The organism is Streptomyces sp. NPDC055189 (genome assembly GCF_053606765.1).
This window is the reverse complement of record NZ_JBSGSG010000001.1, coordinates 226,430-240,711: the sequence shown is the minus strand read 5'-3', so window position 1 is coordinate 240,711 and position 14,282 is coordinate 226,430. Positions and strand designations below refer to the sequence as shown.

Genomic DNA, 14,282 nt, shown 5'->3' with positions numbered 1-14,282 from the left:
GATCGGATCAAAAGTCGAAGTCGAGCGTGGGCTGGGGAGCGCGGGGTGCGGCGTCGGGCCGGCGGCCCAGTTCGCCAAGGAGCGTGTCCGGCCCGGCGAGCGCGGCATCGAGGATGGCCAGCAGTTCGTCGCGGAACCGCTCCACGGTGGGGCGCAAAAAGAGGCTGGTGGCGTAGGCCCACCGCGCCGTGAAGCCCTCGGGCTCGTCCTCGATCTGCAGGTTGAGGTCGAAGATCGTGCGCCGGGTGGCTTCCGGCCTCCAGTGCGGCCGGCCGCCGAGGAAGTCCACCTGGTGCAGTCCGGTGTCCTGCAGCGCGAAGAGGGTGTCGAAGAGCGGATTGCGGCGGAAGTCGCGCTCACCGGCCAGCGGCACGATCTCGTCGAAGGGATGGTCCTGGTGGTCCGCGGCGGCCAGGGTGTGCTCGGCGACCGCTCGCAGATGGGCGCGGAAGGGCATCCGGGCCGCAGGCCGGAACCGCAGGCAGAGCGTGTTGACGAACATCCCCTGGGCCCGGTCGACGCCGGGCAGGTGCCGGCCGGAGACAGGCGTGCCGACGGTGACGTCGTCACGCCCGCTCATCCGCCCGAGGAAGGCGGTGTATGCGGCCAGCAGCACGGCGAAGGCGGTGAGTTCCTCGGCGCGGGCCAGCTCGCGCACGGCCCGGCTGCGCTGCGGGCCGAGGGCGAAGGGCAGGTAGCCGCCTTCGGTCCGGCGCACCGGGGGGCGCGGCAGATCCGTCGGCAGGTCGAGGGGCTTGGGCGGCTGTGCGAAGGTCTGCGTCCAGAAGGCCCGTTGGGCCGCGGAGAGACGGCAGTGCTCCGGGCCTGACGCCCACTGTGCGAAGTCCCGGTAGGCCACCTCCGCCTCCGCCGGCTGCTCGCCGCGCATCAGTGCCGCCCACTCCCCCATGAGAAGAGCCAGGGAGTATCCGTCGGTGAGCAGGTGGTGCACGTCCAGGACCAGATGGATGCCCGTGGTGTGGCGCAGCAGCACCGCCCGCCACAGCGGAGCTCGGTGCGGGTCGAAGGCGCGGATCCACTGTTCCGTCCAGGCTTGTGGCCCATTACCCGGCGCCAGGACCACCTCCTCCAACAGCACGGGCAGGTCGGGGTGCACGTGCTGGTAGGGCTGTCCGCTCGCGTCGAGGGCGATCTCGGTGCGCAGCACTTCGTGGCGGGCCACGAGTGCGGCCAGCGCGGACCGCAGCTGCCCCGCGTCCACCGGCGGGGGCAGTTCGACGACGATGGGCAGGTTGTACTCCGTGCCGGCGGGGTCCTTGATCTGCTCGACGTAGATCCCTTTCTGCTGCGGCGAGAGCGGGGTGTGCTCCGTGGCCAGGCCCGGTCGCGGACCGTGGACACCTGCGTCCGCGGGGGTCGCGCCGCGGACGGCATCGGCGAGCGCGGCGATCGTGCGAGCGGCCAGCACGGTGGACACCGGGCAGAGCACGGCGAACCGGCGGCGGATGCGGGCGGCGAGGCGGGTGGCACTGAGCGAGCTGGCGCCCAGCGCGTCGAGCGTGTCCTCGATCCCGATCCCGCGTACGCCCAGGACGTCTTCCCAGAGCTCGACCAGGGCGCGCTCGATGTCGTCACGCGCCGGCTGCCCGCTTCCCGGGCCGTGTTCGCCGGCGACGGGCGCGGGTGCGGGCAGCGCTGCCCGGTCCACCTTGCCGTTGGCGGTCAGCGGCAGGGCCTCCAGCACGCTGATGTGCGCGGGCACCATGTGCGGCGGCAGCACCGGAGCGAGCTCCTCCCGGATTTCGCGCGCGGTAAGGGACTTGTCGCCGCAGACGTACGCGCACAGATAGCTGTCGGAGGAATCGGGACGGCGCCGGGCCAGCACCACGGCAGCGCGGATGCCGGGACGGCTCAGCAGTGCGGCTTCGACTTCGCCCGGCTCCACCCGGAAGCCGCGGACCTTGACCTGGTGATCGGTCCTGCCGAGGAAGTCGATGCTTCCGTCGGGCAGTCGGCGCACCCGATCGCCCGTCCGGTAGAGGACCCGGCCGGGCGCGAACGGGTGCGCGACGAAGGCCTGCGCGGTCAGTTCGGGACGCCCGTGGTATCCCAGCGCCATGCCGTCGCTGGCGACATACAGCTCTCCGGGTACGCCGGTGGGCAGCGGCATGCGGTCCTGGTTCAGGACGTACGCGGTGCTGTTGGGCAGCGGGCGGCCGATGGGCACACGGGCGCCGACGGGCCCGCTCACCCGGTGGCAGGTGGAGAACACCACATTCTCGGTGGGCCCGTACCCGTTGGTCAGGGTCAGGCCGGGGTTGGCGCGCAGCACGGAGCGGACGTGCTTGGCGGAGAGCACATCGCCGCCCACCAGCAGTTCTTCCAGGGCGCGAAAGGCCGTCGGATCCTCGTCGGCGAGCTGGTTGAACAGCGCGGACGTGAAGAACGCGGTGGTGATGCGCCGACTGTCCAGGGCCTGCTTCAGCTCCTCGACATCCAGGAAGGTCGCGCGGTCGAGGATGTGCAGGGTGCCGCCGCACAGCAGCGCGCCCCACATCTCCCAGACCGAGGCGTCGAAGCCGGTCGCTCCGATCTGAGCCATCCGGGTGGTGGCGTCCAGGCGCACGTAGTCGACATTGCGCACGAGGCGGACGATGCCGCGATGCGGGACCAGGACGCCCTTGGGCCGGCCGGTGGTTCCGGAGGTGTACATGAGGTAGGCGGCCGCTTCCGCGCCGCCCGGCGCCGGCGCCTCGGCGGCCGGCTGGGCCGACCAGTCCAGTGCGTCCATCGCGACGACGTGCCCGCGCGCGGCGAGGGAATCCACCGCCGCATCGAAGCGCCCGGTCAGCTCACGTGTGGTCAGTACCCGGCGTGCGCCGCTGTCCTGCAGGAGGTAGGCGACGCGGTCGGCCGGATAGTCGGGGTCCACCGGCAGGTAGATCCCGCCGGCCTTGAGGACCGCGAGCGCGCCGACGACCAGGTCCTCGGTACGCGGCAGCAGCAGCGCGACCGGCTCCCCGGGGAGGGCTCCGCCCCGGCGCAGCGCCTGCGCCAGCAACGTGCTGCGGCGGTGCAGGTCGGCGTAGGTGAGGGTGGTGTCCGCGTGGACGACGGCGGCGTGATCGGGCGTCGCCCGGGCGCACTGGGCGAAGAGCTGCTCGACGCGGCTGTCCTTGGGGTAGTCGCGGGCGGTGTCGTTGACTTCGTCCAGCAGCCAGGTGCGCTCTTCGTCGGCCAGCGGATCCAGGTCGCGCACCGCACGCCCGGGGGCCCGGGCGATCACGGCAAGCAGGTGCGACAGATGGGCCGCGTGACGGGCCACCGCGTCCGCCCGGCTCGCGGCCGGATCATGCCGCAGCTGCAGGACGGATCCGCTCTCGCTCTCCGTGAGGCACAGGACGAGCGGGCCGGCCGGCATCGCATCCTCGGAGATCTCCCCCTGCTGGTGCACCAGCAGGGGAAGGGACTGTGCGCCCGTTGGGTGCGGCTGCGCGGTGTCCAGGGCGCGCGCCGCCAAGCCCCGCAAGTCGCTCACGCGGCCGGCGGGATCGACGGTCAGGCGCACCACCGTCTCCTGGCGGCCCGGGCGCAGAAGCCTGAAGGCCATCTCCCGCTGGCCGCTGTGGTGGTGGAGCAAGGCGCTCCACGCCGCCAGCACCTCCGCCGCACTCGTGCGGGAGGGGGAGATGACCCGAAACGGTGCCGTTGTCCCGGCGGCATCGACCGGACCGTAGGCTCCGGCCGGAGCCGGGTCGGCCGGGCCTGGCAGCCACTCCAGGAGCCGTCCGGGATCGGCGTCGACGTCGCTCATCGGCGGGCACCCCCGTCCAGCACCTGCGCGAGCCGGCTCGCCGTCGGGTTGATGTACAGCTCGCGCAGGGCAAGCGCGGGGAGTCCTCGCGCCCGCATGGCCGCGGCGATGCGCACCGCGTACAGCGAGTTACCGCCGAGCTCGAAGAAGTTGTCATCGGGGCCGACGGCCACACCGAGGACCGATCCCCAGACAGCGGCCAGCGCGGCCGTGAGGCCGTCTGCGGGGCTCCGTTGCGCTTCGCCTGCGGTGGCCTCCCGCACCGATCCGGTCCTCGCGGCCGGTGCGGGCCCGGCGCTCTGCGTCATGGGCCCGGGCAGCTTCCGGGCGTCCAGTTTGCCGTTGGCGGTGAGCGGCAGCGCGCTCACCGCCGTCACCGTCGTCGGCAGCATGTACGCGGGCAGCACCTTGGCGGCCCGTCGCCGTACAGCTGCCGTATCGCCGCCCTGCAGCACCACGTACGCCTCGATGCGCACCCCGGCGGCGTCCCGCACCGGATCGCCGCCGAGGACGACGGCGGCCGCCGTGACGGCCGGGTCGTCGAGCAGGACATGGCGGATCTCGTCCAGTTCGATACGAAAGCCACGGACCTTGACCTGGGTGTCCAGGCGCCCCAGGTGCTCCAGCCGGCCGTCGGGCCGCAGCCGGCCCCGGTCGCCGCTGCGGTACATGCGCCCGCCGGTGAACGGGTCCGGCACAAAGCGCTGTGCGGTCAGCTCGGGGCGGCCCAGGTATTCCAGGGCGACGCCCTCACCGCCGACATAAATTTCGCCCGGCACGCCGCAGGGCACGGGGCGGCCTCGCGCGTCGAGAACATAGAAGTACCAGCCGGGCAGGGCCGGGCCCACCGAGCGGGACCCGGCCAGCGCCTCCCGGCGGGTCACGGTCTGCGCCGTCACATGCACGGTGGTCTCGGTGATGCCGAACATGTTGACCAGCCGGCACTGCCGCTCGGGGTAGCGGTCGAACCAGGAGAGCAGGGCGCGAGTGTCGAGAAACTCGCCGCCGAAGACCACAAGCCGCACCGCCAGCCGTCCCGCCTGGCGGAGCTCAGCCTCCATGAGCTGGGCGAACGCAGAGGGAGTCTGATTGAGCACGGTGACCCGCTCACGCGCCAGCAACTCCCGGAACTCGTCGGGCGATCGGGAGACCCAGTAGGGCACCACGACCAACCGGGCGCCGGTGAGCAGCGGCCCCCAGATTTCCCAGACGGAGAAGTCGAACGCACTGGAGTGGAAGAGCGTCCACACGTCATCGGCCGCGAGAGCGAAGTCCGCCCGGGTGGCCGCCAGCAGGGCGATGACGTTGCGGTGGGGCACCACCACTCCCTTGGGCCGCCCGGTGGAACCCGAGGTGTAGATGACGTATGCGGCATCCGCTGCGGCACGGCGCGCGTCCGCGACCTTGCCCTTCTGACCCTCGAACGCGGCGAGTTGTTCGGGCCGCAGGGTGCGAAGCCGCGCATGGCCGGGGAAGTCGTCGAGATGGGTGACCACGATGCACAGTTCGGCGTCCTCAGCCGTGTAGGCGAGCCGGTCGGCGGGGTAGGCCGGGTCCATGGGCACATAGACCGCGTCGGCCTTGAGCACGGCCAGCATGGTGATCACAAGGTCGGGCGAGCGCTCGAGGCAGATCCCGACGCGCTCGCCTGCCCGCACTCCGTGCGCGCGCAGAGCCGCGGCGTAGCGCTCGGCGCGCCGGTTCATCTCTGCGTAGGTCAGCGACTGGCCCTCCCAGGTCAGCGCCAGGGCATCCGGACGGTGCGCCGCCTGCGCGGCAACTGCTTCATCGATCCGCTGAGGCCGCCAGTCCAATGAAGTCGCCGGGCGCCCCAGAGCGGCCATCTGGCGGCGCTCGGACTCATCCAGCAGCTCGATCGCGGCCGGGTCCCCCTCGCCCTTGGCGGTGCGCAACTGCCGGTACACACGGGCTATATGACGCGCGAAACGCTGTGCCGCGTCCTCGTCGACATCCCTGATGCGGTAGTGGACGGCCAGTTGCAGGGACCCGTTGCCCGTGCGGCCAGGTACGACGGTCAGCGGGAACGGGGCCCTCTGGCACGGCAGGCGGATCCCGTCGCCGTCCGCCGCAAGCTCTTCTCCCAGCACACCCGCCAGGACCCGACCCCCGGCCGCTTCGGCAAGTTCGCTGTACTGCCGCCGGTCGCACCGCCCCTGGCTGCCGCCCAGGATCCGCCCTGCCTCGGCCAGCAGCTCGCCCGTGCCGCGGCGGCCCGACAGATCGACAGGCAGCAGTACCCCTGCGTCGAACGCCCCCAGCGCACCGTCCTGCCGGTCCGGGACGGCGGTCAGCGCTGCGACGACCGGGGTGTCCTGGTTCTCGTAGCGCCCCACGACCAGTCCAGTCGCCACCACGACGGAGGCCAGCACATCTGCGGCGCCGTCGCCGAGTGCCACGGTCACCACGCCCGTGCGGTCGCCCGCGGCAGCGTCACCCGTGGCCCACTCCACGCGCCCGGAGTAGTCAGCCTCCTGCCACCGCTTGCGCATCGCTGCATCCGCGGCGGCGAAGCGGGCCGGGCTGCGGAGGCTGAAGCGGGTATGCGCAGCCCGCCCGGTGATCACATCAGCGATCCACGCGAGCGAGCGGGCGTCGAAGCTCTCCCGGTGAGCGACGAGCACCAGGTCCGCGGGGCCGTCCGCGTACTGCAGCAGCACCGCACGCAGCCCGCGCTCTCGCGCATCCACGGGGCGGTGCAGCTCGGACCGTAATCGGTGTCGCGCCGTCGGGGAAGCGCTCGCGGCCGGCACGTGCTCGACCCACAGCCGGGGCAGCGGCCCGCCGGGGCCATCGCCCCACCAGGCACGGACAGCGTCATCGAAGGCACCGGCCAGCGCACGGGCGTCGGCGCCGCCGGGCAGTCGACCGTGCCAGCAGTGGCAGTACGCGGACGGCGGGCTGTCGGCCGCAACGGGAAGAGCACAGGCATCGGTACGGGGCACGGAGCGACCTCCGGAGCAGGAGTGGTTCAACGGGCGGCGGCGGACCGGCTCAGCGAGCAGCAGTCGGGCCGGAAAGAGACAGCAGCGCAGATCAGCGGGCGGTGAAGCCACCGTCGACCGTCAGCACACTGCCGGTGACCTGCCGGGACTCATCGGAGGCCAGCCACACGCCGGCAGACGCGATGTCCTCGGGCTCGATGAGGGCGTTCATCGGCTGTGCCTGCACGAAGGTCTCCTCGTGCTCGCTTACCGGCACGTCCAGGGAGCGCGCGATCTCGGACAGCATCCGGCCCTCGACCTGCGCACCGTCCCTGACCGAGCCCGGGCACAGCGCGTTGACCCGCACCCGGCGCGGAGCATAGTCAAGCGCCGCGGCCTTGGTCAGGCCGATGAGACCGTGCTTGGCGGCGACGTACCCGGCGAAGTGGCGATACCCCACCAGGCCCGCGGTCGAGGCAACGTTGATGATGCTGCCCGAGCGCTGCGCGGCCATCAGGGCGCCCGCCGCACGGATGGTGCGCCACGCCCCCGACAGATCGACGTCGATCATCAACTCCCACTCGTCCTCACCGATCTCGTGCGCCGCCTTGCCGGACGGCGCAGCGATGCCGGCGTTGTTGACCAGAACATCGATCCGGCCGAAACGCTCGACCGCCAGGGACACCGCCGCTGTGACCTCACGCATGTCGCGTACGTCCGTCTGCCGGGCCAGCACGCAGACACCGAACTCCCGGCAGAGATCCGCGGTGTACTCGAACTGGCTGGCCGAAGCCAGGGGGTAGGGCACGCCGGACAGATCCTGTGCGATGTCGAGCAGCACGAGATCTGCTCCTTCTCGCGCGAACGCCAGCGCGCTGGCCCGGCCGAGGCCGCGGGCCGCGCCGGTGATGACGGCGGTCTTGCCGGACAAGCGCTGCGTCATCGCGCTTCCTCCGCCGCGAGCGCGGTATCCATGAGCCGCAGCAGGGAGGCGGCGCCGTCGGCCAAGTACATGTGGCCGCCGTCGAACTCGGCCGTGGTGAGCCCGGCGGTGGTGGCCTGCTCCCACTGGGAAATCTGCGCCGTGTCCACCAGTTCGTCGTCGCGCCCCCGCATGGAGGTGATCGGCACGGGCAGCGGCTTGTCGGACGTCGGCCGGTAGCTCTCGTGCATCTCGACGTCTGCGCGCAGCACCGGCAGCAGCAACTCCCGCATCTCCGGCATTTCGAGGGCGGGATGGGAGTAGCCGGCGAACCGACGCACCTGCGCCAAAAAGCTCTCGTCGTCCAGTCCGGTGGCCCGGCTCTCCCTGCCGCTCCACGGCCCCGGCGAACCGCTCACGAAGAGCCTGACCGGCTCCGCCCCGTCCGCACTGCTGAGCCGATGCGCCAGCTCGTAGGCCAGCACTGCCCCCAGGCTGTGTCCGAACAGAGCCACACGGGCAGCACCACCGATCTGCTCGAGGACCCGGGAGGATGCCTCTTCCGCAGCCCGGGCGACGTCAGTGTGGGGCGCGTCGGTGAAGCGCTCTTCCCTGCCGGGCAGTTGTACGGGCAGGACATTCAGCCCTTCCGGTGCTTGCTTCTCCCACTCCTTGAAGAAGGATGCCCCCGCACCGGCAAAGGGCAGGCACACAAGGTAGGTCGGCTCCATGAAGCGAACTTCTCCCTTCAGGTCGTCAGACAGCGGCAGCATCCACTGCCGTGCGTGAGCAGGTGTGATCAGGAACGCGGTGCAGCACGCAGCGCGGGAATCGCCGGAGTCTGCCGCGGCGCACACCAGCACGTCAGTGATCTCAGCTGCGGCAGCGTCGGCGTTCGCGGGTTCCAGTGGGCGGACAGGCCCCGCGGGCACCGATCGCGGTGCGGGTGGCCGGGGAGTGTGTGTCCCGACACGGAGGGGGCAGGATTCGAACCTGCGAGGGCATGAGCTCGATCCGGGTTTGCCCGAAACCCCGTTGGGCCGAGCCGCGTTCCTCTCCCTTCGATATCCCGCAGCCGTGTCGCCCCGTGCACCGGTGAGACCGATCCTGCCGTCCTCTTCTGGGATTCCGCTGATACGTCCCTGAGACGCACGATCCGCCGTCGGGCCGATGGAAATGGAACTGGCATCGCCCTACACCCGACGGGCTCCGGCCTCCCCCAGGCATCCCCCGCGCTCGGGAAGGCATGGCAGGATCACGGTCATGCCCCTCAGCGTTCCCCGCCTCAAGATCGGCTCGACTGAGATCATCGCCCTCGCCGACGGCCAGGGCCCTTTCTTCTCCCCGCGTGCCGAGGCCTTCCCACAGGCCACGGCCGCCCAGTGGGCCGAAGTTGACCGCTACGACCCGGGCGCGGTCGACACCGAGGGCCGCTGGCGGCTCCAGTTCCGCGCGTACGCGATCCGCGACGACAAGGGCCTCACCGTCGTGGACGCCGGGATCGGCCCGGCGGACAGCCCGGCCGGATCGTGGGCGCCTGTGCCCGGTGCGCTGCCCGCATCGCTGGCCGCCGCGGACATCGACCCGGCCGACGTCGACACCGTGGTCCTCACCCATCTGCACACCGACCACGTCGGGTGGGCAGTCGTGACCGAGGCCGCCGTCCCCTCAGCGGGCGGGCCGGCGAACACCAACGCTTCGACCGGCGGCCGCCGCCCCTACTTCCCCAACGCCGAATACCTGCTCCAGCGGGCCGAGTTCGACGCCATCGACACGCTCAACCCGCAGCTGCGCGAGACCCTCACCGACCCGCTCACGGCCGCCGGCCGACTCCGCCTCCTCGACGGGGACACCCCGCTGCGCACCGGCCGCGCGATCGCCACGCCCGGCCACACCCCCGGACACCAGAGCGTGCTGGTCGCCCACGGGCGCGAGACGGCGCTCGTCACCGGCGACCTCCTGGTCCACGCACTCCAGTTGCTCCACCCCCACCTCGCCTACGCACACGAGGCCGACCCCGAGACCGCCCGGCACTCCAGACAGCGCATGCTCGACCGCGAAACCGCCACCACGCTGCACCTGGCAACCCCGCATCTGACAGAGCCGTTCCTCCCGGCGTGGGCCGTGGGCGCAGATCGTCAATACCGGTAGAAACCCTCGTCCCCCTCGTTCGGCTGCAGCGGCGCGAACTGGCGCAGTTCACCGCCCCGGATCATCCACAGGCGGAAGAACCCCTCCTCCTGATCCATGACCAGGAGCTGAACCAGGTTCGGCTCGCGCCACGGCATCTCGAACACACGCTGCTTGAGGGCGTCGAGGTCGGCATGGTTCAACGCCCCCGCCCACACCTCACACCCGGGGTGCTTCCAGCCACCCCACTGGTTGGTCCCGGGACTGGTGAGCGGCCTCAGGTAGCCGACCCCCCGGGCCTCTGGTTGAGCACGACGAGGGGCATCCGTCCGCAACCACTCGCTCAACGCCTCCACACCCGAAATGTCGGCCACGTCAACTGAGACCATCACGTTCGCCACCCAGCTCATAGCGATCGTTGTACAGCAGCAGCCGGCGCCCTCGCCCGTCTTTCCCCTCGCAGGCCGGCAACGTTCCCCGGCACTTCGACCGTCCCGCACGTCTCATCGCGCCGCGGCCTCGAGCGCTAAAGCTCTGCCCTGCCGGGCCTGCTGACGTCGCCGCTCGTACTGAGCCGACGCACCCATCCGCGGGTCTGGCGAGGGCTACGAAAACGCAGCACGTGTACGCCGAGTGCGGCCGCCTCGTCGGCCTGGCGGGCATAGCGGGGCCGGTTGGCGCGGTACTTGCGCCGGGCGTTGCGCCACACAGAGCGCCGTGCAGTGAACGTACGGCCGAAGGTCAGGCCGTTGGGGTTCGGCTCACGGCCCGTGACCTGGCGGGCCCACCGCACAAGGATGCGCCACGCGATCACGGAGAGGCGGTAGTCGAGCCAGACCAGGACATCGGCACGGTGCCACACGATGTCGGCGAGTTTTGAGTAGTTGCCCTCCACAATCCATGCCGGTTCCCCGGTGATGCGGGCGGCCTCGGAACGGAAGTCATCCAGCGCCAGCGCGCCGCCGGGGGTGAAGAGCACGGTGTCCAGACTGGTCACGCGGGCGCCGGTGCGTACGGACAGCTCCCGGGCCAGGGTTGTCTTCCCGGTGCCGGGCAGACCGAATACAGCGATCTTCACGAAGGTCCTCTCCGGGTCTGCGGGAACAGAGCATGGCCGACGCGTCAGCCTCCAGTCGAGCGGCGGCCGGTGCGTTGTCCGGACGGTGCGCGAACTCCGCGCCCGACAGGCCACCCGGCGCCCGCTGCCACCACCCTCTGACGGTCACCCCGGCCGGGGGTTATCAAGAGGCCCCGGCTGGTTGCCACTTGGTGGCTCAGGGCTCATCCTCCGGATGGCGCGGGCAATTCCACGGTGATACGCAGCCCGCCGGCAGGGCGTGGGCTGAGCGTGAGGGTTCCGTCGTGGGCTTTGGTGATGGTCTTGACGATGGCCAGGCCCAGGCCGACGCCCGCGTGGTCGGTGTGGATGCGCTCGGTGCCGCGCTGGAAGGGTTCGGTGAGGGTCGCGACCAGTTGTGGGGTGAGCTGCTCGCCGGTGTTCTCGACGGTGAGTGCCACGGTCGTGGGGTGGACGCCGGTGTGGACCCAGACGGTGCCCCCTTCCGGCATGTTGTGGACGATCGCGTTTTGTACGAGGTTCGTGGTGAGCTGCAGCAGGAGCGCGGGCGAACCGGTCGTGGGAGCGATGTCGCCGCTGGTCTCCAGGGTGACACGGTGCTTTTCCGCCAGCGGGTGGAGCGTTTCGGCTGCCTCCTCCGCGACGAGGGACAGGTCGACGTGCTCTCGGGCGAAGGACCGCTGGTTGGCGCGGCTGAGGAGGAGCAGGGCCTCGGTGAGGTCGATGGCCCGGGTGTTGACGGTGTGCAGGCGCTCGACGAGTTCGCCGGTGTCGTGGTGCGGATCGGCGCGGGCGACGTCGATGAGGGTCTTCGAGATCGCCAGCGGGGTACGCAGCTCGTGCGAGGCGTTGGCCGCGAATCTCTGCTGCTCCGCGACGTGCGCTTCGAGCTGCGCGAGCATCATGTCGAAGGTGTCGGCCAGTTCGCGGAACTCGTCCTTGCGTCCTGGCAGCCGGATCCGGTGGGACAGCGATCCGGCCGCGGCCGCGCGGGTGGCGTGTGTGATGCGGTCCATGGGCGCGAGCATGCGGCCGGCGAGGAGCCATCCTCCCAGGAGGCCGAAGAACAGGAGGAACACCATGACCGCAGCCGCCGTCGGCGCGAACCCGCGCACGAGCTCGGTGCCCGGACTCTGTTGCCACGCCCCCTCTTCGTTCGTCTTCAACCATCCCCGGCGCAGCAGGAAGAGCCCCGCGGCGCCGATCAGCAGGGCTCCCGCGAGCATGAGGAATCCGGCGTAGCTGAGGGTGAGCTTGAGGCGGACGCTCAGGCCGGACTCCCTATCCACGATCACCGCTCCCGCGCCCGGTGCCCGGTGCCGTGTCGATGCGGTAGCCGACGCCCGGCACGGTGGCGATGAGCCAGGGTTCGCCGAGGCGTTTGCGCAGGGCGGAGACCGTGATGCGTACGGCGTTGGTGAACGGGTCGGCGTTCTGGTCCCACGCGCGCTCCAGGAGCTCTTCGGCGCTGACGACACCGCCTTCGCCGGCGACGAGGACTTCAAGAACCGCGAACTGTTTGCGGGTGAGCGCAATGTAGCGGTCGTCGCGGTAGACCTCGCGACGGAACGGATCGAGGCGCAGGCCCGCGATCTCCCGCACCGGCGGCCGGTTGTGGGCGCGCCTGCGATCAAGGGCTCTGAGCCTGAGCACAAGCTCCAGGAGTTCGAAAGGCTTCGTGAGGTAGTCGTCGGCGCCGAGTTCGAACCCGGAGGCCTTGTCGTCGAGCCCGTCGGCCGCGGTGAGCATGAGGACGGGCATGCCGCTGCCGGAGGCGACGATGCGTTTGGCGATCTCATCGCCGGAAGGGCCGGGAATGTCGCGGTCGAGGACGGCGATGTCGTAGGTGTTGATATTCAGCAGTTCCAAAGCGGTCTCGCCGTCACCGGCGATGTCGGCCGCGATCGCTTCCAGGCGCAGGCCATCGCGGATGGCTTCTGCCATATAGGGCTCGTCCTCGACGATCAAGACACGCATGTTCTCAAGGCTACGAGGTGGCACATATCGTCAGCGTATCGAAAACCGCATGCGTGAGGACCTTCCTGCCGTGGTTCGGCCTGTTCGTCCCGCTGCCCGCGATGGCCTTCCCGCAGTGAGCCACAACGTCGTTGCCGAGAACCGCACTCCGGACAGCACCCCCGCTGTCGACGCGACGTGGGAAGCAAGCGTCCCAGTACACCGAGGCTGTGGAACAGGCCGAGGGGCATGCCGAAAACGCGGAGGCGACACTCGCGTTACCCGGGAACCCGCTCAACGTGCTTTTCCGGTTGTCGCGGCCGTTTTGGGTCATACGGCAGGAAGGCGGGCCGGCTAGGAATCGAGGACCTCATGCAACGAAGCTGTCGTACCGAGCACTTCACCCAGGTGAGCACTGCCCCTCACGCCCCCATGGGCCCGTGCGCTGACGCGGCACTCCATGCGGGCGCTGCTGCGGGAGCGGGCCGATGAGCGGAGGGCTGCCGCCGCTGAGAGACCGACACCTTGCCGCGGGCTTCATCGTCTTCATGTATCTGCTGGCCGGTGCCCTGTTGGCCGGCTTGCTCGTCACGGGGATCTCGCGCAGCGATCTGGCGGGAGGTGCGGCTGCTCTCGCGGGTGGGGCCCTGGGAGCGGGTTTCGCCGTGTGGCGTATCCGGCGGACGCCGGAGGAAGAGCGGGAAGACGACAACGGCTACTTCTGATGATGCGGCAGGAACGCGTGCCGCATCTCAGCAGCGGTACGTCAGAAACGCGATTCCGTTGTCCGGCTCCAGGGCTTCGATGCTCCTGCAGAAGAAGTCGTAGTACTCATCCGTCGGCAGGGAGTCCACTGCCACCCATTCCCCGCCCGCGGTCAGAAGGGAATCGACGACGAACACCCGCCGCGCGCACTGGGCCATGTACTCCTCGAGCCCGATACTGAATCTGGCCACGGCGTCGTCGCCGACCCTCAAATGCAGTTCCGGTCGGGCCAGAACATGCGCCATGAGCGGCTTTCGGCGGTAGCGCACCCACGCCTTACCGGGGCGGATGTCCGTGGCCTCCGGGTCCTCTTCCATGAACTCCGCCAGCGTGCGGACGGCCGGAAACTGCCGGACGAGCCCCTGCCACATCATCCACAGCTCGCGGGCCTTCTCAGCAGCGCGGAGACGATGCGCCGCCAGATCGAGCAGGCCCACCGGCCCCCCGTCGCACAGATACGGGGGAATGCCGCGAAGGTCCCCGCGCGCGTTCACAGATTCCCTCAGCAGCCGGGGGTCACTCTCACTGCCGGGTTGCACGAAGAACTCACAGCCGGATTCTCCGATCCACCAGGTTCGCCACTCCCCGGCCCCCATGACGCCGAAAGGCTCCATGGCGGCACTGATCTGCTCGTAGAGCGGGGCATCGGATCGCTCCGTACACACCAACAGGGATTCCCCGGCCACCCGGCCGCCTTTCCAAGTCCAGAAGGAG

At 70.5% G+C, this 14,282-nt stretch carries 11 protein-coding genes; 2 read left to right on the top strand and 9 right to left on the bottom strand.

The window, feature by feature from the left end; genetic code table 11:
• Nucleotides 1–7: 7 nt before the first annotated feature.
• From ACWFR3_RS01065 to ACWFR3_RS01050, 4 genes are all read right to left on the bottom strand, one after another.
• Nucleotides 8–3,775, bottom strand: a complete 3,768-nt coding sequence (locus tag ACWFR3_RS01065) for an amino acid adenylation domain-containing protein (protein ID WP_453732385.1) — start codon at nucleotides 3,773–3,775, stop codon at nucleotides 8–10.
• Complete coding sequence (locus ACWFR3_RS01060) at nucleotides 3,772–6,738, bottom strand: amino acid adenylation domain-containing protein (RefSeq protein WP_453732384.1); 2,967 nt, start codon at nucleotides 6,736–6,738, stop codon at nucleotides 3,772–3,774. The genes ACWFR3_RS01065 and ACWFR3_RS01060 overlap by 4 nt, the downstream gene beginning before the upstream one ends.
• A gap of 91 nt (nucleotides 6,739–6,829) precedes the next feature.
• Nucleotides 6,830–7,660: an SDR family oxidoreductase gene (locus ACWFR3_RS01055; protein WP_453732383.1), complete on the bottom strand. Its 831-nt coding sequence runs from the start codon at nucleotides 7,658–7,660 to the stop codon at nucleotides 6,830–6,832.
• On the bottom strand, nucleotides 7,657–8,370 hold the full coding sequence (locus ACWFR3_RS01050; protein ID WP_453732524.1) for a thioesterase II family protein: 714 nt from the start codon (nucleotides 8,368–8,370) through the stop codon (nucleotides 7,657–7,659). The genes ACWFR3_RS01055 and ACWFR3_RS01050 overlap by 4 nt, the downstream gene beginning before the upstream one ends.
• 532 nt (nucleotides 8,371–8,902) lie before the next feature.
• Between ACWFR3_RS01050 and ACWFR3_RS01045 the strand changes: the two genes are divergently transcribed.
• Nucleotides 8,903–9,790, top strand: coding sequence for an MBL fold metallo-hydrolase (locus tag ACWFR3_RS01045; RefSeq protein ID WP_453732382.1), 888 nt, complete (start codon nucleotides 8,903–8,905; stop codon nucleotides 9,788–9,790).
• On the opposite strand, the gene ACWFR3_RS01040 is transcribed toward ACWFR3_RS01045, so the two are convergent.
• The 4 genes from ACWFR3_RS01040 to ACWFR3_RS01025 form a co-directional block, all read right to left on the bottom strand.
• The gene (locus ACWFR3_RS01040; protein ID WP_453732381.1) at nucleotides 9,778–10,179 is read right to left on the bottom strand and encodes a squamosa promoter-binding protein 15; all 402 of its coding nucleotides are present in this window, start codon (nucleotides 10,177–10,179) and stop codon (nucleotides 9,778–9,780) included. The genes ACWFR3_RS01045 and ACWFR3_RS01040 overlap by 13 nt on opposite strands.
• Before the next feature lie 116 nt (nucleotides 10,180–10,295).
• Nucleotides 10,296–10,847, bottom strand: coding sequence for an adenylate kinase (locus tag ACWFR3_RS01035; RefSeq protein WP_453732380.1), 552 nt, complete (start codon nucleotides 10,845–10,847; stop codon nucleotides 10,296–10,298).
• Between the two features lie 203 nt (nucleotides 10,848–11,050).
• The gene (locus tag ACWFR3_RS01030; RefSeq protein ID WP_453732379.1) at nucleotides 11,051–12,136 is read right to left on the bottom strand and encodes a sensor histidine kinase; all 1,086 of its coding nucleotides are present in this window, start codon (nucleotides 12,134–12,136) and stop codon (nucleotides 11,051–11,053) included.
• Nucleotides 12,129–12,824, bottom strand: a complete 696-nt coding sequence (locus ACWFR3_RS01025) for a response regulator transcription factor (protein WP_453732378.1) — start codon at nucleotides 12,822–12,824, stop codon at nucleotides 12,129–12,131. Before ACWFR3_RS01025 ends, ACWFR3_RS01030 begins: the two co-directional genes overlap by 8 nt.
• A gap of 467 nt (nucleotides 12,825–13,291) precedes the next feature.
• Between ACWFR3_RS01025 and ACWFR3_RS01020 the strand changes: the two genes are divergently transcribed.
• Nucleotides 13,292–13,528, top strand: a complete 237-nt coding sequence (locus ACWFR3_RS01020; protein WP_453732377.1) for a hypothetical protein — start codon at nucleotides 13,292–13,294, stop codon at nucleotides 13,526–13,528.
• Nucleotides 13,529–13,555: 27 nt separating this feature from the next.
• Here ACWFR3_RS01020 and ACWFR3_RS01015 read toward each other — a convergent pair whose 3' ends face one another.
• Nucleotides 13,556–14,254 carry a hypothetical protein gene (locus ACWFR3_RS01015; protein ID WP_453732376.1) on the bottom strand — a complete coding sequence of 233 codons (699 nt, stop codon included), beginning with the start codon at nucleotides 14,252–14,254 and terminating at the stop codon, nucleotides 13,556–13,558.
• Nucleotides 14,255–14,282 lie beyond the last annotated feature (28 nt).